This is a genomic window from Mesobacillus sp. AQ2 (assembly GCF_030122805.1).
GTDB lineage: Bacteria > Bacillota > Bacilli > Bacillales > Cytobacillaceae > Mesobacillus > Mesobacillus oceanisediminis_A.
Genome location: NZ_CP126080.1, coordinates 478,915 through 498,002, shown reverse-complemented (window position 1 = coordinate 498,002; position 19,088 = coordinate 478,915). Strand labels below are relative to the sequence as shown.

Here is a 19,088-nt window from a genome sequence, read left to right as displayed (position 1 = left end):
TTTCGCTCCACCTTACACACCTCTCTTTCTTGTACCAGTAACAGCCATGATGGCAAACATGATGATGATTAAGAATACCGCAATCGTCGAACCCATTCCCCAGTCCTGCGTCACAAGAAAATGCTGCTCGATCGCCGTACCAAGCGTGATGACACGGTTTCCGGCAATCAGGCGCGTCAGCATGAAGAGGGACAGCGCCGGAATGAACGTGACCTGGATTCCTGATTTTACCCCTTCAATCGTCATCGGAAAAATAACCCTCGTGAATGTCGTCCACTTTGATGCACCCAGATCATTGGCCGCATCGATCAGCGTCGGATTCAATTCATTCAGCGAATTGAAAATCGGCAGGATCATGAACGGGATAAAAATATAGACCGATATGAAAATAAAACTGAAATCGGTGAACAGGATCTGCTGCGTGCCAATCCCGATTGCTTCCAACAATTGATTGCTGATGCCGTATGTCCCGAAAATCCCCAGGAAAGCGTACGCTTTTAACAAAAGATTGATCCATGAAGGAACAATGATCAGCAGCAGCCAGAGCTGTTTATGCTTTGTTTTTGTTAAAAGATAGGCAGTTGGATAAGCAACCAAAAATGAGAAAAAGGTAATTAAGAATGCGTACCAGAAGGAGCTCAGGGTCATCGTCAAATAGACCGGCGTGAAGAACTTCTGGTAGTTTACAAACGAAAAATCACCGTTGATGTCCAGGAATGAATAGTAGACTACAAGCACTATAGGCGCGATAACGAAAAACACTATCCAGAGTGTATAAGGCAGCGTGTACCATGAACGTGTCAGTCTCGTGTTCATTTCACTTCTCCATCCTCATATGCTTCGAGACGCGCATCGAACTCCTCTTCCGTTTCGCCAAGGCGCATGACGTGGATCGCCTCCGGGTCGAAATAGAGTCCAATCTGGTCACCCACTGCCGCTTTTTTAGTAGAATGGACGAGCCATTCATTGCCCTCGTTGTCGTAGCAGCTAAGCTCATAGTGCACGCCGCGGAACAGCTGGGAATCGACTTTTACCTGAAGCTTGCCATTCTCCGTCTTCGTGATCTCAAGATCCTCAGGACGGATGACGATTTCAACCGGCTCACTCGGGTTGAAGCCCCTGTCGACACACTCGAAACGCTTGCCGGTGAACTCGACGAGATTGTCTTCAATCATCGTGCCTTTGACGATGTTCGACTCACCGATGAAATCAGCGACAAAACGGTTGATCGGTTCATCGTAAATATCCGTAGGGCTGCCGCTCTGCATGATTTTCCCCTGGTTGATGACGAAAATCTCATCCGACATCGCGAGCGCTTCCTCCTGGTCATGCGTGACAAAAATGAACGTAATGCCAAGACGCTGCTGCAGCTCGCGAAGCTCATACTGCATCTCCGTCCGCAGCTTCAGGTCAAGCGCCGATAAAGGCTCATCCAACAGGATAACCTCCGGCTCGTTGACAATCGCCCTGGCGATCGCCACACGCTGTCGCTGTCCGCCTGACATTTCACGAATTTCACGAGTCTCATAGCCTGATAGATTCACAAACTGCAAAGCCTCTTTTACCTTCGCTTCAATGACAGCATTCTTCATCTTCTTGATCCGCAAGCCGAACGCGACATTCTCAAACACATTCAAGTGAGGGAACAGCGCGTAATCCTGGAAAACCGTATTCACCTGGCGCTTATTCGCAGGCAGATCATTGATCCTCTTTCCATTGAAAAAGATGTCCCCAGACGTCGCCTCCGTAAAACCAGCGATTAATCTAAGAATCGTCGTTTTCCCACAGCCCGACGGCCCCAGCAGTGTATAGAACTTCCCCCGCTCAATCTCAAAACTAACATCGTCCAGAACTGGCGGGTCATTGTCATATTGCTTTGTTACATTGTTGAATTGAATAATCGTAGAATGTCTCATTATCGAACCCCCTTCTCATTTTGCTTCATTCCAATAAAAAAAGGCCTAAAAGCCTTGGTAAATAAATAAGTAATTTGGCATTCGAAATAATTATACAATAGGGCGAGGAAAATACAATGGCCGAAAAATTACGGGCTTTTCTTGACAGCTTTTCCTCCTAACACCGCTAACCTGTCAAAATCCAGACCTTTTCTTGACAGCTTTTCCTCCTAACACTGCTAACCTGTCAAAATCCTGACCTTTTCTTGACAGCTTTTCCTCCTAACAACGCTAACCTGTCAAAATCACGACCTTTTCTTGACAGCTTTTCCTCCTAACACCGCTAACCTGTCAATATCCAGACCTTTTCTTGACAGCTTTTCCTCTTAACACTGCTAACCTGTCAATATCCAGGCCTTTTCTTGACAGCTTTTCCTCCTAACACTGCAAACCTGTCAAAATCACGACCGTTTCTTGACAGCTTTTCCTCCTAACACCGCTAACCTGTCAATATCCAGGCCTTTTCTTGACAGCTTTTCCTCCTAACACCGCCAATCTGTCATAATCCAGGCCTTTTCTTGACAGCTTTTCCTCCTAACACCGCAAACCTGTCAAAATTCCGAGCGTTTCTTGACAGCTTTTCCTCCTTACACCGCTAACCTGTCAAAATCACGACCTTTTCTTGACAGCTTTTCCTCCTTACACCGCTAACCTGTCAAAATTACGAGCGTTTCTTGACAGCTTTTCCTCTTAACACTGCTAACCTGTCAAAATCCAGACCTTTTCTTGACAGCTTTTCTTCCTAACAACGCTAACCTGTCAAAATCCTGACCTTTTCTTGACAGCTTTTCCTCCTTCACCATCAAACCTGTCAAAATCCAATAAGAGTTCAAATCCCAAACAAAAAAGCTGCCTAAATGACAGCTTCAAACCAAAACAACCCGATTACTCCTGATCATCGAGTTCTACGAAGTACTGGTCTTTCCTGTAAGCTACGGCTTCCATGGTGGCGACAGGATTTTCTTCGTGGAAAATCTCGATTCTGTAGAATCCTGTCCGGAAGTTCCGCCTTGTTTCTGTCGCCCTTGCCACAATTCTCTCGCCCGGTTTTACCGCTTCAATGAACTGGATGGTGGTGGATAGCCCTACCGACGTTTTCCCATAGGCATTGCAGGCTACGGAAAAAGCGTGATCGGCTAATGCGTAAATCACCGCGCCATGGACGGTTCCGTGTGCGTTGACCATATGGCTTTGCACATCGAGCACAGCTTCCGCGAAGCCCGCTTCGAATTTTGTTAACTGAATGCCTAATGACTGCGCGTATGGATCGTTTTTTACCCGCTCCAAAATTTGTTTATAGTGCTTGTCATGGATTTGGTATTCATCAATTCTTTTCTTCACAATGGCCTCCCCTTAAAATCAGTCCCTCTCTCTTGCTCTTTGTGTGTCCCTGATATTCTTCTGAACCGTGATTGCTGCAAATAGGCTAAGCACAAATGACATGCCGTAGAATCCTTTTTCGCTTAGGACGATACTTCCTGCATTATACAAGCCAATGGCCATCAATGAAATCGATACGATCAGGGCGAACCAGCTGATGCCATAATAGATGCTGGTAACCGGTATTCCCTCTTCCTTGTCCCGGACCGCTTTTTGCAATGATACTGATGCATAAAGTCCAAATATCAAAACAGCAAAATAATAGCCTTTTTCATTCAACTCCATCGCTGCGTTGAACAATCCGATCAAATAAGCAGATACTCCAACCACGAGTGCCGCCCAGGAAGCCCCCTTGAACGCCGAAGTCGGCTCTCCCTCTTTCCTTTCCACTCTTACCTTCGGCTTACTTTGCTCGCCTTTATTCAATAAAATCTCCTGATCATTAGACATTGTTGCTCTCCCCCTCTTTTACCTATAAAAATAGTGCTTATGCATAAATTTATTATATAGAAATTTATGACAAATAATAGATAAAATTCTCAAATTTGTGATTTTACAGAAAGGACAGGAAAAAATCATATTTATTCCAAAAGAGGAGATAATACGTTGCGAGGTGAGAATATGGATAATGACAAAGTAAAGCTTACTTCGTCTGAGATAGGTTCCTTGTGGGGCGAGTATGTAAACGGGACAATGATCGATACTGTAAACAGATATATGATTTCCATCATTGAAGATGAGGCAATAAAGGGCATCTTTGAGGACGCGATCAGTACATTCGCCCGCCAAAAGAAGCAGCTCACAGAATTCATCGAGAATGAAGGGTTTCCTGTTCCAATTGGATTTGGTGAAAATGATATCAATATCGGGGCTGACAGGCTGTTCTCTGATATTTTCTGCTTGAATTATTTACATATCATGACATTGCACGGATTGATCGGGCACACCACCGCACTAAGCGTATCAGTCAGAAAAGATTTACGGGAATTCTATGATTCGTGTGATAACGATGCCAAGAACATGTATCACCAGACAATTGAACTATTGCTTGAAAAAGGCAATTTCCAGAGAGATCCTCTATTTTATCCTGATAAAAACCCTAGCTTTATTGAGAGTGAAGATTTTACCGATGGAATTTTTGGAAAAGGAAGATGTTTATCTGCCACGGAAGTGATCAGCATTTCTTTCAACATCAAGAAGAATATTATGGCCAAAACACTTTCGATTGCTTTTAGCCAAGTGGCTCAATCAAAAGAAGTCAGAAAGTTCCTAGTGGAATCAGAGAAAACCGCGGACCAGCACATCCAAAAGTTTACCAGCATTATGCATCATGATAACTTGCCAGTTCCCCGTTCATGGGAAACAGAAGTGACAACTTCTACAGATTCCCCATTTTCAGACAAGCTCATGATGTATCACACAGGATTCCTGTTCCAAGCCTCGCAAGTCTACTACGGAACAGGATTGGCATCTGCCATGCGGACGGATTTAGTCACAACGTACGAAAGCATCATCCTAAAAAATATAATGGTGACCAAAAAGTGGTTTGATATCATGAAAAAGCACAAGTGGCTGGAACAACCCCCGCTAGCGCCAAATCGAAAAGAACTCTCGGGTGAAAATTAACGATCAAATGTCCTTCCGTATCGGTTGGACATTTTTTATCGCTTTAAATTCAGGTTCAACCCGGCACTGATCTCTATCGCTGAATCGTGACATGCGGCTTACTGAAATGGCTCGTTCCTCCGCTCCCTACCAGGATGTACCCGTTTTTAGGGAAAAGAGCCAGCCTATTTGAACCATCAGAAAGGATCAGCTCAACCGACGCTTTATTCTTCAGCGCGATATATTTAACATAGCCAGTCTCCGTAATCGTCGTCTCCCAGTTGTCGTCAAATTCCGCCCTCAACACACGGTTGGAATACGTTTGATTCGTTATCTCCCTGTCCATTTACATCACCCCTCCCTTTTAAAAAAATGCTCTCGATATTTTATTCACGATTTAAATATTAGAATAGACAGGTACACACTTCAGTCCACAAAAATAAAGGAAGCCACCTTTAACGGCAGCTTCCCTTCCATTTCACTATTTCATCTTAGCCAGCTTACTGTTGATTTCCGAAATCTCCTTCTCCACCTCATAAAGATTCTTCTGCATCCGATCCCTGCGAGCCGTCAGCACACTCAACTGCTGCTTAAGCTCCTCTTTGGTTTCACTCAAATCATACAGACCTCCAATGCATTTAAAAAATAAACCACGACGCTCGATTCCCGAGGGATCCCCTTTTTCAGAAATCCCATCTTATTATTTACATTTATTTAATGTAAAGCAGCATTGAAAAACGGAAATACCTTACTAAAAAATGGACCATCCTCTAGATATTAAAAGTCAGCTTTTATAAAGAGGCCCTGTCAGTTTTTTTGTCAACACTCTGTTTTTTGACGGTCATCTGAAACAGGTGGCTCTTCTTGCCAGCCATTTTTAATCAGGAGTCGGGCAAACTGTGATAACACTTTAAGGTCTCTGGAAATTGCTACCTCACAATGAACGATTAAATCAGCTCTCATGCTGGTAATCGCAGCATAACTGTAATAGGATACTGCCATATTAAATAGGCTGCCTGCATGAAACAGCATTAGTTTGTCTGAAAACGGTGCAATCGAAGAATCAGTTATCTCCGAATCCAAGCTCGGAGGAATTCGAAGGTTATTTGCTTGCAAGAGTGATGAAAATAACCCAATATGTTTATTGGTTACTTGCATACCCTTTTCCATGAACTTTCGTACTTCATTTGATTTACATACTTTACTGAACCCCAGCATAAGTCCCTTTTGCAATATCGTTTTTTTCAGATTAAAGAAAATGTTTCCACTTTCAATTGTATTTAGTTGTCTCTGTTTCCCAATAACATCCGTCACATAATTGATATCTTTTATGTAACTTACTTTTTTTGGAGTCGAAAAATAGGGTGATTTCTCATATAAACCCTTTGATAGCAGAATATCAACCGTGATGTTATAGAGATCCATTGCTTCGTTTAAGCATCTGTAATAAAAATCCCTTACATCTTTTCTTGACGATGAATTAAATGCCATTGGATATAAGGAACATCCATGCATGGACATACTATAAATATATATTAACCAAAAATTTTCAGAAAATAATGGAGGAGCGTCTAAATTCACGTCATCTTTGGTAAAACCGTGAGGAATCGGAAAGTTTTCTTTATTGAAAAAATCTTGGAGATCTTTAATATGTTGAATTGATAACTTCATAGCGAATTCAAGAGTTGAAACTATTTCCTTATCTTTTACACACTTCAATGCATATTCTAAGACGCAAATTGACATTGTTTCACGAATATAATGAATCCATAAATTCGTTATTTCCGCTGATGTCATCCTATTTTGGTCCACTGAAATAACTTCCTTTCTTTAGAAGATACTTCATTTAAATTCCCCCAAAAATGGAAATCCATTCATCGCCGTACCGGTTTTTCCTGCCCAATAAACGAAGTAAAAGGAACCTCCTATATAGAAAGTTCCCCGGCCAACGCATATTTAGAGAGTAGTATTTACAAGCATCGCAATCTGTACAAGCCAAAAAGACAGGCGTGTGATGGTTCCATTGACTTGATAGTAGGTCGAATCCTCTGGTGAGGAATACAACCCATTCGTATAAATAATAATAGCCTTCACTCACTCCCTGCTTTTCAGGATAAGCTATCCTTCTTACGCGGCACGATTTTTAAAAAACCGATAATGCAAAGGGCACCGATTCCTTTTACAATACTATTTCCAATTAATGAATCCTCCACCGTTACGCCAATAAGCAGACTTCCTATAAGCAACAGTATAAAACTGACCAAGGCTCTCATATTACATCCTCTCCTACTGCGAACACGCCCGGATTAATAAAACAACACCCAAAACCATCACGACCGAAATGATATTCACCAGACACCCACTGCTTGGGGAGCCTGTAACCCCTCGTGCCCACGCGTTGTTCAGGGCGGCCCCTGGATTTTTCCGCTGCTCCTTTAATTTCAACCGCTCTCTATTTTCTTCTGACATATAGAGCCCCCCGATTTGTATAAAAAGGCGATAGCGGCCAAAACACAGCCCTATCGCCCATTGAACAGCATCATTTCACGCCTGCGGAAATACTTGCTCTTTTTCTCGCCCGTAAAAATCTGACGAGATTCAAAATGATTGTTTTTATGACAGCATATGTCGGCACAGCCAGCACCATTCCCAGCACGCCGGCCAGATTCCCGGCAGCCAGTAAAATAATGATGATGGTTGCCGGATGGGTATCCAGTGTTTTACCGAGGATCAGCGGAGAAAGCAGGTTTCCTTCGATTTGCTGAGCCACCAGGATGACCACTACGACCAGCAAAGCCTTCGTCGGTGAATCGAAGAAACCAACCAGCACGGCCGGCGCTCCGCCGATAATCGGCCCGACATACGGGATGATATTTGTAAAAGCGACGATCAACGCCATGATCAGCGCATAGCGCAAATCGATGATCATATAGCCGATAAATGCCAAAATCCCAACCGCCGAAGCAACTGTCACCTGTCCCTGGATGTAGGCAGACAGGGTTTCGCCCGTTTCCTTCAGAATCTTCAGCCCCTCATCACGGTACTCTTTCGGAATAAACTTTGACACAGCTTGAGGGAATCTGTGTCCATCCTTGAACATGTAAAATAATAAAAACGGCACGGTCACAAGAATAATTGCTATGTTGGTAACGACACCGAGGAAGCCTTTCAATCCACTCGTCAGCTTGTTTGGCAAAGTATTCGCATACTCTATCAAGCGCTCCTGCACCGTATCAATCATTTCCCGCTGCTCATCCCTGAAGCTTTTAAACTCAGAAGAACGGACAACATCATAAAAATACTCAGTCGTCTTGTTAGCAAATTCAGGAAGGTCATTAGCAAGCTCGGTTGCCTGCTTGGAAACCGCCGGAACCAGATTCCCGATTGCCAGGACAAAAAGCGCTCCGAACACAACATAAATGATCAAGATCGCAAGCACGCGCGGAACCTTCTTGCGCTGCAGAAAGTCAACCACCGGATTCAGCAGGAAATAGAGAAAACCGGTAATCAAAATCGGAAAAAAGATAGTCGAGATAAAGATTCCGATTGGTTCAAACATAAAGGAGATCTTCGTTGAAACATAAATAATGGATGTGATAAGCAAAATTTGAATCAGCCAAAACTGCACTTTCGATTTATTCAATGTATGTACCTCTTGCCTTAGATTATTTTGGTAAAATTATAGCAAAATTCAGAGCTAAAGTATATCCATGTCTCGATTTTGAGCTTCGATCTCCACACTCAATTTCTTCCTTAGCATCGAAATGGAAATTGGCGTAATGATCGTCATGACACCAATAGTCGTGAATGCAATCCCCCAATTAAAATAATCGAGCAGGAACCCAAAAATCATCGGTGAAAAAATCGTTGCGCTAAAACCCATAACAGATTGGATTCCCAGTGCGATTCCTGTGATTTCCGGATCGGAAATCTCTGTAATCATCGTGTTATAGATAGGGGAATCGGCGATGATCGTAAATCCATAGACGAAAACAAGCGGAAGCAAAATCCACATGCTTGCGTGTGTCAGCCAGCCAATCGACAGCGAACAGGCGATGCTGATATAGATGAACAACTTGATTGATTTTAACCGGCCAAACGAATCAGACATCCTGCCCCCAATGAAACTGGCAACCCCGCCAATCATCACCACAAACGCTCCAATAAAATTGCCAACCGAAATCGCATTCGCGACACTATGGGTCTGGAAGTAATACACCATAAAAGGTCCAATCCACGCCCACATCGCATATAGCTCCCAGCAGTGCCCCGTGTAACTGAAATTCACCAGCAAATTTCTTCTGGCCAGGACCCGTTTTAACAGCGCCATACTCAAACGCTGATTATGAATATGGATATTTTCCGGAATCCTTGAAAAGTAAATAAGCGAAGCAGCAAGGATAGCAGAACATGAAGTAATGAAAATAACACCCTTCCACCCCACCAAGTTAATGAACAAACCAGAAACCAGCAGGGAAAATCCCGAGCCCACCACAAGTGAACCAACAAAAAGTCCCAGGGCCGCCCCACGCGCCCGGTCGCTCGAAGTCTGCGCGACAATCTTCATTCCCGGCACATAAATCCCCGCAATCCCCACCCCCGAAATAAATCGCAATAATAAAGCCGACCAAAACCCTTGCGCCAAAACGCTAAAAAGAATACCCGATAGCCCAGCTATCAGAGCTCCATACATAAACGAGTACTTCGGATTATAACGATCACTCAAGAAGCTGTAAAAAAACACCGCCGCCACATAGCCAATATGAAAAAAACCAACGATTATTCCCGATTGCGTCGAGGACAACCCCCACTCCCTCTCCACAACCGGCATCACCGCAGAAAAATTAAACCACACCTGCATTGCCAGAAATTGAGCAAACGATAAAGTCCATAACAAACGAGTCAAACCCATTACCGCCTCTCTCTTTTAATATTAAAATACCGAATTTTCGGAATTTTAACAAGGTGAGTTTTTCCTAGGGCAGTTACCCATCAAACCTGTCCGAACCCCGGCTTACTTCGGACAGCTTTCCTCCGTTTACCACTAAAGCTGTCTGAACTCCGACTTACTTCGGACAGCTTTTCTTCGTTTCGCACTAAACCTGTCCGAACTTCGGCTTACTTCGGACAGCTTTTCTGCATTTCCCGCTAAACCTGTCCGAACTTCGACTTACTTCGGACAGCTTTTCTGCATTTCCCGCTAAACCTGTCCGAACTTCGACTTACTTCGGACAGCTTTTCACCTCCAGCACCCAAACCTGTCAAAATTACCTCACTTTCTTGACAACTTTTCACCTCCAACACCCAAACCTGTCAAGATCCCCTCGATATCCTCCCACCAACCACAATCCAAAGCAAACAAAAAAAACCGTTCAGAGTATCTCCTGAACGGTTTCCAAATCGTAATTATGCTGCTGGGTTTACTTCTAGTTCTACTTTGATCTTGATGTCTTTACCAACCAGAACGCCGCCTGTTTCTAGTGCTGCATTCCATGTAAGACCGAAGTCTTCACGGTTTACCTTTGCTTCTGCTTCGAAACCGTACACTTCGACGCCCCATGGGTTTGTACCTTTGCCGCCGTATTCTACATCGAATGTAACCGGCTTTGTTACATCTTTGATTGTCAGGTCGCCAGTTACTTTGTAATCGTCGCCATCGCGAGTGATGTTTGTTGATTTGAAATCGATTGTTGGGTAGTTCTCAACATCAAAGAAGTCTGCTGATTTCAGGTGGTTCTCGCGGTCCTCGCTGCGTGTGTCGATGCTTGCAACATCAATTTTGAATGCGATTGAAGCTGTTGTTAAATCTGCCAGGTCTGCTGCCTCAACGTCAGCTGTATAAGAGCCGAATTGTCCTTTTACTTTTGATACCATCATGTGTTTCACTTCAAATCCGATTGCTGAGTGTGCCTGGTCTACTGCAAATTTAGCCATTATTAATTCCCCCTGTTTTGTTTTTATCTCGAATTCGAGATATGATTCTAAAAAAATATCTCAAAACTAATTATTTTTAATTCGAGATAAATTTATCATGAAATGAACTTGATTGTCAACACCATTTCGCAAAAAAATTTACATTTAGGCGTACCAAAATTTACAACGCCTGCCCCTCTTTCCCTTTCAGCCTGATCTCTTCGATCCTCCACTTTTCCGTCATATCGTAAAAGCCCCCACCTTTTGACATGACGAATTGATAATTGTTTTCCAAATCGTCAACGGTAAGATAAGTAAGGACAATTTTTCTTTTTTCAACATTAAACTCGCTAAGGTCCAGGACTACACCAGGGTTCCAATCATGAGTACGATATTTAAAAGTAATAGTGCATGGACAATTGCCAGCACCATCAAAAGTGCCATAACCTATGAAATTTTGATGCAATATTAATTCCATCGCTTCTTCAATATTCCCCGCCGCTTTAAAAGCTTCAACAACTTCGATCGCATCCAAAAAGTCCTGGTATGAAACAGCGGATTGCGCTGCGGCCATTTCATCCTCCAAGGTTGAAAGATTCCCGGCCAAAGTATCATTCTCATTCTTCAGATCATCCGCGATCCTCGACCGGTTTTCGACCTCTTTTTCCAGACTGGCAACCTTCTCTTCTAACCACTTTTTGTCCTCCGCCAACCTCGAAGCCGAATCTGCTGTTCTGGCATTATCCAAAAGAGCAATCACTGTGATGACCAATAAAATAATGAGACTGAGGTTACGTAATTTTTCTTCCCGCCCACCATTTTCACCCCAATTGCCTTTTTAAAATTTCATAGTGACTTCTTCTGCGTCCTCCCAATTCGGATCAACTTGAGGAATGTATTTTTTCAATTCATCAGAGTAATCTTCAGGCTCTACCATGTTGAAAAGCTCAATATTCACCTCGGTATCATCTTTTTTCAATAATCCAAGGTAGCTCGATGACCCTCTCCAGAAATGGTAAAAGCCTTTAATTGACTTAATCTCTGCCGATTCCAGGTCTGATTTGATCCATCCATCCTCAACTACAAAAACCACTTTCGGCTTGATTAAATAAATCGTCGCACGAATGAAAATCGGGACAAAGAACAAACACCCGATTCCAAATGCTATCAAAATCCAATTAAGATTTAGGACGCCAAACAACAATGCCAGCAAACCCGGAACTGCGAAAACCGCTGACGCTAAAAATTTTACAACCAGCCTTCTCCGCCTCATCACTACCTTCATACTTTTGCCACCTTCCCATAGACATTTATAGGAAAATTATAAACTCTCATCCTTCCATTTTCAAAAATTTTCCACAACATCTACAGTAAAAGCATCCGCCCTCGTGTCGAAGGCGGATGCTTTTACGATCTCAGTTCAAAATAATCCATCGTGGAAGTCTCTTCAAAACCGCATGATTTATAGAGGTTAAGCGCATTGGAATTGTCTGCCGCTACCTGCAGCATGATTTCCTCTGTGTTTGCCTCTTTCAGTTTTTCGATTGCCAGCAATAAAAGTGCCCGTCCGTATCCTTTGCGGCGGTGCTCCGGCAGTACGCCAAGGCCAAAAATCGCGCCAAGCTTCGAGGTCACCTGCAGATTCACTTTCCCGATGATTTGTCCGTCTTTTTCAACAAGGTACGAAGTCATCCCCCGCTTTTCCTCTTCCTCGGGAAGAATCATATCCTCGGCTTCGACACTTTCTTCGTCATCATTAAAATAAATCACATTTTGCCTGGCAATCTCCTTCGCGTCCGCATTCGTCGCTTTCCTGAAAGCGAGACCTCCCCGCTTCTCTGTCGCAAAGCCCAGCGCCTCATTTTTCAAAAACATCTCATATTCCGTGTGCTTATATTGCGCTCCACTCCCGGCAATAAACCCTTGACCGGCAGCCGAATCGCGGTCACTTAACAGCAGCATGCTTCCTGAACCCCTGCGTTTCCACTCATTGACAACAAGCTCAAACAATTTTGAAAAAATCCCCTGGCGCCGATACTCTGGATCGACCATCCCATTTACTTCCCATGGTCCGCCAAAGCTGCCAATGCCAATATACCCAATCAGTCTCTCCCCATCGAAGTACATGAATTCATTTACTGCCTGAATGCCTTTTTCATTCCCGCCTACGCCCAGTTTATAATCAAGCTCGAGCTTCAAAGCAGTACGGTCATGTTCCATGCATCGCTCCTGGAGTTGGCCGACTATTTCATAATCATCTTCATCAATTCCCTCTTTTAATTTGATCCACGGTTTCCCGATTTTCCTCACAAGCAGCACCCCATCTGTATAAAATCCCCACAATAAAGGATGTAACCATGATAACAAGCGGAACCGCCATACTGCGGTCTACCCCTTCCATGATCCCAGCCACCATGATTCCCAACAGCATAAAACCTGATAGGGTAAAATAGACTAAAGACTGATCCTTCTTCTGTTTGGTCGTATATTTTATTCGCTTAAACACCGGTTCACACCTCTTTCTCCCAAGAAAATTCTAACAAACCATCATGTAAAAATAACATCCAGAATATTTTTTTAAAAAACCAGTCTAAAACAGTGAAAAAAATAAAAACAGCATGCTAAATCTCATATGATTTTTAGCATGCTGTTATTGTTGCCATAAGAATTTATGCCATTTGAACATTAGAGTTTGCACTATCATTAATACGCCATGATCTTGATGCACAACAAATGGTCCGGCTTTAGATGACAGTCCTTGTCCAACAAAGCACCCTCTAAATTAATAATGAAAATGAATACGTATTGTATATTGTCTTCTTACTCACGAGCAGCTTAATTGAAACCAGAGATAAAGATTGTAAATCCAATGTATTAGTGATAGCCTGTACAGACATAGTGTCTTTTCCTATGTAAAGGAGTAAATACACTATGCTTAGTAAGGATGAACACTTACTATTTATAAGAGAACTTGGACGTTTACAGAACGAGTTAAAATACTGTAGCGATGACCAAGTAGGGAATGCTATTCAACAGGACATTCTACTACTCCTAAACGTATTATCTTTGACTGCTAGAAATTAGCAGTTTTTTTAATTCCGTCCATATGTATAAATACACTATCTTACTAAACATTCCTGCTTTGTATGTTCAATATGACTCTTTAGCTTCTGTTTCTAAAATTATGGAGTGACATTAGGATTAGAGATGATGTGGCAAATAAGAGGCTAATCCCTACCCATAGTCACATTCCATCATAAATACCTCGTATACTCCTTCAACAAATAAAAAAATGGCTCCCAGTCATACTGGCAGCCATTTCTATTTAAAAGGGGGATTTTACAAAGGTTAAGCAGCGTTGCGTTCGACGGCTTCTCCGCGTTTGAATACAGTTTTGCGGATGAATGGAACAACCCAGCGGTCCAATCCGTATTTACCGGCGTTGAAGCCAGCAGCCAGGATGATGAACCCGAAGAAGATGTCAGTTGGGTTGTGAGATACGGTTCCGGCAAGGAAGAAGCTGAAGTTCATCACAAGTCCAAAGAACATCGCGGCAGTTGTCAGTGTTCCAAGCAGCAATCCAAGTCCGACAAGGAATTCCCCCAGCGGGACGATTGTATTGAAAATATCAACATTCGGGATCGCGAAGTTTTCAAGGAAGTTCACGTACCAGCCATACACCATATTTCCATCTGGACCTTTAACCGGGTTTGCGACAGCTCCTTTTAAAAAGCCAGTAGCGTCGAATCCAGGGCCTGTTAATTTACCCCAGCCAGCAGTCATCCAGTTGTATCCAAGCCATACCCTAATGACAGTCAATATACCAGCAGCAACATTGTTTTCTCTTAACCATTTAGCAAACATGTTCCTCACTCCAATAAGTTAATTATTATTATTACACTTATAAGATATCAAATTTATCTTGAAAATAGGGTGTTTTGTGAATGAATTCACAATTCCGTTGAAATCTTTTGAACGAATGGTGACAATGGCGTTTTTAGAGGGCAATTTTTAAAAAGGCTGCCTTCTCTTGACTATTGCTGATCATCTTTCTTCCGCAATTCAACCAACTTCCGTACTACAGGAAGAAGCAAAACTTCCTTTCTGCCCCCTGCATATCGCTCCAAAATTTAGACATCATAAAGATGACTAAACCAAACTAGGAGTGATCTGGATGAAAAAATCAATCATCATTGCAGGATGTGCAGTTTTTACAATGGGCCTGGCCGGATGCGGAGCGAATAATAATGCAGCCGAAAACAATCGTGACCAGCAGGTAGAAATCAACCAGGTTAGACGTGGTCCTGTAGCTACCGAGGATAACAGACTTCAGCTTGCTGACCGTACGGAACGCCAAATTGAGCAGATGCCGGAGGTTGATGATGCACGGGTCATCATCTCCGATAACAATGCGTATGTTGGAGTAAGACTGGCGGACAATAACCTCGACAACTATGGAAATGCCCAGGTCAATGATGCACTGGATGGCAATGGAAGGACTTTTGCCAAAAATGGCTGCGTTGACCAGGATGAAAGCTCAGCCGGGAATGATGGCATTATTGACGGGCAGGGCGATGCTGGAAAAGACCGCAGGAATGATGGCAATAATGGTGCCAATATATTGGGCAATGGAAATGACAATGACATGAATGGAACAGTCGGCAATAATGGCGAGGACGTTACTTTATTGGAAAAGCAGATTGAGCAAAGAGTCCGCCAGACTAACAAAGGGATCGACAGAGTTTATGTTTCTGTTGACCGCACCGCTTATAACAGAATGGGAACCTTCGCCGATGATATCCGCACCGACAGAAACAGGGACGGTCTGTTCGAAGATTTCCGCAATTCGATGGACGATCTCTTCAGAAGATAAAATCAAAAGCATAGGATTTGCTTCCTATGCTTTTTTTGCTGCCCATTAAAAACAGGAATTTCTCCCTTTCCTCGCGAAATATATCTTAGATCTATACTAAGGGAGATTAACATGGTAGTTGACACTGAGATAAAAGAGGAGATCTTTGAAGCGGTCACACGCTTGTTTGGAATCGAAATTCAAAGCTGGAATCCAATCCATTTAGGATATAAAAACTTAAAATGGCAGGTCAAAACAACTGCCGGCGATTTATTTGTAAAGCAATATAACAAGCAGCGATATCCGGAGGAAAGGGTTCCCGGCCTGGAAAAAGCACTGCAGATTCAAAACATGTTGTACGAGGAGGGCCTGCCGTGTCCTAAGCTTTTTCCCTATAAAGGGAATTTCGTCTTAAATACGGAGAATGGCGAACGCTTCGTTCTCATGGGTTTTAATAAGGGATTCACCCTCCCTCCAGGCAGCGCTAACTCCTATCAAATGTACAGTCTGGGAAAGGTCATTGGCAGGATGCACGTGCTGCTTGAGAAAAATATAGCCAGGGAACCGCTTCATTGGGATCTTTTATCAAAACCTGAAATGCTGGAAAACTGGAATGAGAGATATGAAGAAGCCATTGCTCTTGATTGCAGCAAAACCCTTCAAAATCTGGAGATACAAAGAAGGATTCTCGCGGAAAACGATACATCCTTATTTACTCAATGTGATAAAGGCTGGGCACATTGGGACTTGTTTGCGGATAATATTTTATTCAGCGAGAATGGGGTTTCTTCAATTCTTGATTTTGACCGGATGAATGTTGTCTATACCGATTTTGATATTTCACGGCCGATCTTGTCATGCTGCGTTGATGAAAATCGAATGAACGTGGATGGCGTTTCGGCATTTGTCAGAGGTTATCGGAAGTACAAGCCCCTGCCTTTTGCACAACTGATAAAATCGATAAAACTAACCTGGTGGAGAGAAGCTGAATGGGTCCGGGTTGAGAAGCCTGGAGACTCCACGCCCCTTAAACGGTTCAGTGAAGAGAATGTGTGGATAGCGGAAAATTGGGATTGCCTGGAGGACTTGTTTTCAGGAATATAAAAATGCTGCCAGGATTTCCCGGCAGCACGATTTATGAATATGGGGGGAGTTAACTCTGGTTATGCTGCGTTTCGGACACCATCTTCACCGCGTTTGAATACTGTTTTGCGGATGAATGGAACAACCCAGCGGTCTAATCCATATTTACCAGCGTTGAAACCAGCAGCCAGGATGATGAATCCGAAGAAGATGTCAGTTGGGTTGTGAGATACAGTTCCGGCTAAGAAGAAACTGAAGTTCATCACTAGGCCGAAGAACATTGCGGCAGTTGTCAGTGTTCCAAGCAGCAATCCAAGGCCAACAAGGAATTCCCCTAGTGGCACGATTGTATTGAAAATATCGACATTCGGGATCGCGAAGTTTTCAAGGAAGTTCACGTACCAGCCATATACCATGTGTCCATCTGGACCTTTAACCGGGTTTGCGACTGCTCCTTTTAAAAATCCAGTAGCGTCGAATCCAGGACCAGTCAACTTGCCCCAGCCAGCAGTCATCCAGTTGTATCCAAGCCATACCCTAATCACAGTCAAGATACCAGCGGCAATATTGTTCTCTCTTAACCATTTTGCAATCATGTTCCTCACTCCAATAATTTAATTATTATTATTACACTCTTAAGATATCAAATATATCTCGAAAATAGGGTTATTTGTGAAACTGTTCACATTTCTGTTGAAATGTTTTGAACGAATTTTGACAGCCTTTCATTTTAGGGATCCTTTTGCTTCTAAAAGCACCTTTATGATTGCGATTCCAGCCGCATAAGGGTCCCTTTCTTCTCTAAATACATCCCCTTTCTTGCCTCATAAGGGTTCCTCTCCTCACGAAACCCACCTTTCTTTCCCTTTCCAGTCATATAAAGAGGATTTAAGTCGGCTGTTCTAGAATGTAGAATTACGAGTCATGCTTAGTAAATGGAGGGAGGATTTTTAAAGTGTACGAACTAAAAACAAAAGAAAATGATCATAGTGTCATCAGCTTTATCGAGAGTGTAGAAAGCCCAAAGAAGCGTGACGAGGCTTACAAATTATTAGATATTTTTACAGAAACGACAGGGTATCAAGCTAAAATGTGGGGGCCAAGCATCATTGGTTTCGGATCCTACCACTATAAATATGAATCCGGCCATGATGGAGATGCCCCGCTTGTCGGCTTTTCACCGCGCAAAGCCAAAATCAGCTTGTATTTTGCCACTGGCGACACCGAAAGAGAGGCTTTGTTGAAGGATTTCGGCAAACACACCTCAGGAAAAGCATGTGTGTACATCAACAAAGTGGACGATATTGATACTGAAATATTGAAAGCACTGATTCATCAGTCTGTTGCCTTTTTAAAAGAAAGATACCCTGCAAGATAAGGAGGAATACGAATGGAACCTGTAACAATCCCAGATCTTACTGCCAGGCCATATGGCTTCACCGTTGAAAGGATCATGAGTTCCCCGCCTGAGGTTCTTTTTGAAGCGTGGACCGAAAAGTTCGACGAATGGTTTGCGGCCCCCGGCACGCTAATTATGAAGGCCGAGGTCAATTCAGTTTTTTTCTTTGAAACAGTGTTTAAATTGGACGAAAAAAGTGAGATACAGCGGCATCCTCATTACGGAAGATTTCTGCAAATCGTACCGAATCGCCTGATTGAATTCACCTGGCTGACAGGTGCAGGTGGAACAGAGGGTGCAGAAACAGTGGTCACGATTGAATTAACATCTCATCAAAATGGGACACTTTTAACCCTGTCACACAAAGGTTTCCCTAATGAAGAATCAAAAAGCCGCCATGATTCGGCTTGGGAAATGATCCTTGAACATCTTGATGAGAAAATGAGATAAATGGTTCCCAATCTCCCCTCCTGCAACAAAAATGTAAATAACTGGTCTTTTTAAAGACATATAAAACGGGAATTAAAAGGGCAAGAGTAGTTATTTTCAGATGGAGGGACCGATGATGAAAAAATCGACCAAAAATTTTGTACTGGCTTCCTTGCTATCAGCGGGCGGCGCTGTACTTCTGACAGCTGCCTACCGCAAGAGCCAGCGGGATGCGATACGCTTCCTTGAGGATACCGACATGAGGAACAGCGCGAAAATTGACCAGATGGAAAGTGTCGATGCGGGCATCGATCCCGCGGAAAAAGGGCTTACCCAGCTAGACTCTGCGATGCGCGCTGAGTGGATCGCCAATGGATTCCCGCAGACTCATATGGAAATGGAAGTATTGGAGAAGGAAACAGATGTTGAAAACAACACGAACTATGCACCGATGTAAAAGGTATAAAAAGAA

At 43.1% G+C, this 19,088-nt stretch carries 24 protein-coding genes; 6 read left to right on the top strand and 18 right to left on the bottom strand.

Annotation, left to right across the window (positions count from 1 at the left end):
* Positions 1 to 12: 12 nt before the first annotated feature.
* The 4 genes from QNH36_RS02530 to yiaA form a co-directional block, all read right to left on the bottom strand.
* Complete coding sequence (locus QNH36_RS02530) at positions 13 to 816, bottom strand: ABC transporter permease (RefSeq protein ID WP_283904606.1); 804 nt, start codon at positions 814 to 816, stop codon at positions 13 to 15.
* Positions 813 to 1,916 carry an ABC transporter ATP-binding protein gene (locus QNH36_RS02525; protein ID WP_283904605.1) on the bottom strand — a complete coding sequence of 368 codons (1,104 nt, stop codon included), beginning with the start codon at positions 1,914 to 1,916 and terminating at the stop codon, positions 813 to 815. The genes QNH36_RS02530 and QNH36_RS02525 overlap by 4 nt, the downstream gene beginning before the upstream one ends.
* A 924-nt stretch (positions 1,917 to 2,840) precedes the next feature.
* Entirely contained in the window at positions 2,841 to 3,296 is a 456-nt protein-coding gene (locus QNH36_RS02520; RefSeq protein WP_144480156.1) for a PaaI family thioesterase, read from the bottom strand.
* An 18-nt stretch (positions 3,297 to 3,314) separates the two neighbouring features.
* Positions 3,315 to 3,785: an inner membrane protein YiaA gene (gene yiaA, locus QNH36_RS02515; RefSeq protein ID WP_144480158.1), complete on the bottom strand. Its 471-nt coding sequence runs from the start codon at positions 3,783 to 3,785 to the stop codon at positions 3,315 to 3,317.
* A gap of 171 nt (positions 3,786 to 3,956) precedes the next feature.
* On the opposite strand from yiaA, the gene QNH36_RS02510 reads away from it, so the two are divergent.
* Entirely contained in the window at positions 3,957 to 4,961 is a 1,005-nt protein-coding gene (locus tag QNH36_RS02510) for a DUF3231 family protein (RefSeq protein WP_283904604.1), read from the top strand.
* 73 nt (positions 4,962 to 5,034) lie between these two features.
* Here QNH36_RS02510 and QNH36_RS02505 read toward each other — a convergent pair whose 3' ends face one another.
* The 13 genes from QNH36_RS02505 to QNH36_RS02445 form a co-directional block, all read right to left on the bottom strand.
* Positions 5,035 to 5,286: a hypothetical protein gene (locus tag QNH36_RS02505; RefSeq protein WP_144480160.1), complete on the bottom strand. Its 252-nt coding sequence runs from the start codon at positions 5,284 to 5,286 to the stop codon at positions 5,035 to 5,037.
* A 135-nt stretch (positions 5,287 to 5,421) separates the two neighbouring features.
* Positions 5,422 to 5,556 (bottom strand): hypothetical protein, encoded by a 135-nt coding sequence (locus tag QNH36_RS02500; protein WP_260983660.1) that lies wholly within the window; start codon positions 5,554 to 5,556, stop codon positions 5,422 to 5,424.
* 203 nt (positions 5,557 to 5,759) lie between these two features.
* Positions 5,760 to 6,752: a DUF3231 family protein gene (locus QNH36_RS02495; protein ID WP_251544942.1), complete on the bottom strand. Its 993-nt coding sequence runs from the start codon at positions 6,750 to 6,752 to the stop codon at positions 5,760 to 5,762.
* A gap of 144 nt (positions 6,753 to 6,896) precedes the next feature.
* Positions 6,897 to 7,034: a hypothetical protein gene (locus tag QNH36_RS02490; protein WP_283904603.1), complete on the bottom strand. Its 138-nt coding sequence runs from the start codon at positions 7,032 to 7,034 to the stop codon at positions 6,897 to 6,899.
* Between the two features lie 14 nt (positions 7,035 to 7,048).
* A complete protein-coding gene (locus QNH36_RS02485) occupies positions 7,049 to 7,213 on the bottom strand; it encodes a hypothetical protein (RefSeq protein ID WP_283904602.1) in 165 nt (54 codons plus the stop codon).
* Between the two features lie 266 nt (positions 7,214 to 7,479).
* Positions 7,480 to 8,583 (bottom strand): AI-2E family transporter, encoded by a 1,104-nt coding sequence (locus QNH36_RS02480; protein ID WP_283904601.1) that lies wholly within the window; start codon positions 8,581 to 8,583, stop codon positions 7,480 to 7,482.
* Between the two features lie 54 nt (positions 8,584 to 8,637).
* Positions 8,638 to 9,846 carry an MFS transporter gene (locus tag QNH36_RS02475; RefSeq protein WP_481825299.1) on the bottom strand — a complete coding sequence of 403 codons (1,209 nt, stop codon included), beginning with the start codon at positions 9,844 to 9,846 and terminating at the stop codon, positions 8,638 to 8,640.
* Between the two features lie 500 nt (positions 9,847 to 10,346).
* Entirely contained in the window at positions 10,347 to 10,874 is a 528-nt protein-coding gene (locus QNH36_RS02470; protein WP_283904599.1) for a YceI family protein, read from the bottom strand.
* Positions 10,875 to 11,034: 160 nt separating this feature from the next.
* Positions 11,035 to 11,601: a hypothetical protein gene (locus QNH36_RS02465; RefSeq protein WP_283904598.1), complete on the bottom strand. Its 567-nt coding sequence runs from the start codon at positions 11,599 to 11,601 to the stop codon at positions 11,035 to 11,037.
* A 90-nt stretch (positions 11,602 to 11,691) separates the two neighbouring features.
* The gene (locus tag QNH36_RS02460) at positions 11,692 to 12,138 is read right to left on the bottom strand and encodes a DUF5381 family protein (protein ID WP_283904597.1); all 447 of its coding nucleotides are present in this window, start codon (positions 12,136 to 12,138) and stop codon (positions 11,692 to 11,694) included.
* 122 nt (positions 12,139 to 12,260) lie between these two features.
* On the bottom strand, positions 12,261 to 13,163 hold the full coding sequence (locus QNH36_RS02455; RefSeq protein ID WP_283904596.1) for a GNAT family N-acetyltransferase: 903 nt from the start codon (positions 13,161 to 13,163) through the stop codon (positions 12,261 to 12,263).
* On the bottom strand, positions 13,117 to 13,359 hold the full coding sequence (locus QNH36_RS02450; protein ID WP_144480178.1) for a hypothetical protein: 243 nt from the start codon (positions 13,357 to 13,359) through the stop codon (positions 13,117 to 13,119). Before QNH36_RS02450 ends, QNH36_RS02455 begins: the two co-directional genes overlap by 47 nt.
* Before the next feature lie 842 nt (positions 13,360 to 14,201).
* Positions 14,202 to 14,717: a DoxX family membrane protein gene (locus QNH36_RS02445; protein ID WP_144480180.1), complete on the bottom strand. Its 516-nt coding sequence runs from the start codon at positions 14,715 to 14,717 to the stop codon at positions 14,202 to 14,204.
* Positions 14,718 to 15,027: 310 nt separating this feature from the next.
* On the opposite strand from QNH36_RS02445, the gene QNH36_RS02440 reads away from it, so the two are divergent.
* Both QNH36_RS02440 and QNH36_RS02435 read left to right on the top strand, forming a co-directional pair.
* Positions 15,028 to 15,726 carry a YhcN/YlaJ family sporulation lipoprotein gene (locus QNH36_RS02440; protein ID WP_283904595.1) on the top strand — a complete coding sequence of 233 codons (699 nt, stop codon included), beginning with the start codon at positions 15,028 to 15,030 and terminating at the stop codon, positions 15,724 to 15,726.
* A gap of 111 nt (positions 15,727 to 15,837) precedes the next feature.
* On the top strand, positions 15,838 to 16,809 hold the full coding sequence (locus tag QNH36_RS02435; protein WP_283904594.1) for a phosphotransferase: 972 nt from the start codon (positions 15,838 to 15,840) through the stop codon (positions 16,807 to 16,809).
* 59 nt (positions 16,810 to 16,868) lie between these two features.
* Here QNH36_RS02435 and QNH36_RS02430 read toward each other — a convergent pair whose 3' ends face one another.
* Positions 16,869 to 17,384 (bottom strand): DoxX family membrane protein, encoded by a 516-nt coding sequence (locus QNH36_RS02430; protein ID WP_144480186.1) that lies wholly within the window; start codon positions 17,382 to 17,384, stop codon positions 16,869 to 16,871.
* Positions 17,385 to 17,743: 359 nt separating this feature from the next.
* On the opposite strand from QNH36_RS02430, the gene QNH36_RS02425 reads away from it, so the two are divergent.
* The 3 genes from QNH36_RS02425 to QNH36_RS02415 all read left to right on the top strand — a co-directional run bounded on the left by QNH36_RS02425 (position 17,744) and on the right by QNH36_RS02415 (position 19,073).
* Positions 17,744 to 18,166, top strand: coding sequence for a DUF1801 domain-containing protein (locus QNH36_RS02425; protein ID WP_283904593.1), 423 nt, complete (start codon positions 17,744 to 17,746; stop codon positions 18,164 to 18,166).
* A gap of 12 nt (positions 18,167 to 18,178) precedes the next feature.
* Positions 18,179 to 18,637 (top strand): SRPBCC family protein, encoded by a 459-nt coding sequence (locus tag QNH36_RS02420; RefSeq protein WP_144480206.1) that lies wholly within the window; start codon positions 18,179 to 18,181, stop codon positions 18,635 to 18,637.
* Between the two features lie 115 nt (positions 18,638 to 18,752).
* Complete coding sequence (locus QNH36_RS02415; RefSeq protein ID WP_144480483.1) at positions 18,753 to 19,073, top strand: hypothetical protein; 321 nt, start codon at positions 18,753 to 18,755, stop codon at positions 19,071 to 19,073.
* Positions 19,074 to 19,088: the final 15 nt, after the last annotated feature.

Bases quoted from the DNA above. Each gene is read 5' to 3' on its own strand.
- QNH36_RS02530 (WP_283904606.1), bottom strand. From the start codon at position 816: ATGAACACGAGACTGACACGTTCATGGTACACGCTGCCTTATACACTC.
- QNH36_RS02525 (WP_283904605.1), bottom strand. From the start codon at position 1,916: ATGAGACATTCTACGATTATTCAATTCAACAATGTAACAAAGCAATAT.
- yiaA (WP_144480158.1), bottom strand. From the start codon at position 3,785: ATGTCTAATGATCAGGAGATTTTATTGAATAAAGGCGAGCAAAGTAAG.
- QNH36_RS02510 (WP_283904604.1), top strand. From the start codon at position 3,957: ATGGATAATGACAAAGTAAAGCTTACTTCGTCTGAGATAGGTTCCTTG.
- QNH36_RS02505 (WP_144480160.1), bottom strand. From the start codon at position 5,286: ATGGACAGGGAGATAACGAATCAAACGTATTCCAACCGTGTGTTGAGG.
- QNH36_RS02485 (WP_283904602.1), bottom strand. From the start codon at position 7,213: ATGAGAGCCTTGGTCAGTTTTATACTGTTGCTTATAGGAAGTCTGCTT.
- QNH36_RS02470 (WP_283904599.1), bottom strand. From the start codon at position 10,874: ATGGCTAAATTTGCAGTAGACCAGGCACACTCAGCAATCGGATTTGAA.
- QNH36_RS02460 (WP_283904597.1), bottom strand. From the start codon at position 12,138: ATGAAGGTAGTGATGAGGCGGAGAAGGCTGGTTGTAAAATTTTTAGCG.
- QNH36_RS02445 (WP_144480180.1), bottom strand. From the start codon at position 14,717: ATGTTTGCTAAATGGTTAAGAGAAAACAATGTTGCTGCTGGTATATTG.
- QNH36_RS02440 (WP_283904595.1), top strand. From the start codon at position 15,028: ATGAAAAAATCAATCATCATTGCAGGATGTGCAGTTTTTACAATGGGC.
- QNH36_RS02435 (WP_283904594.1), top strand. From the start codon at position 15,838: ATGGTAGTTGACACTGAGATAAAAGAGGAGATCTTTGAAGCGGTCACA.
- QNH36_RS02430 (WP_144480186.1), bottom strand. From the start codon at position 17,384: ATGATTGCAAAATGGTTAAGAGAGAACAATATTGCCGCTGGTATCTTG.
- QNH36_RS02420 (WP_144480206.1), top strand. From the start codon at position 18,179: ATGGAACCTGTAACAATCCCAGATCTTACTGCCAGGCCATATGGCTTC.
- QNH36_RS02415 (WP_144480483.1), top strand. From the start codon at position 18,753: ATGAAAAAATCGACCAAAAATTTTGTACTGGCTTCCTTGCTATCAGCG.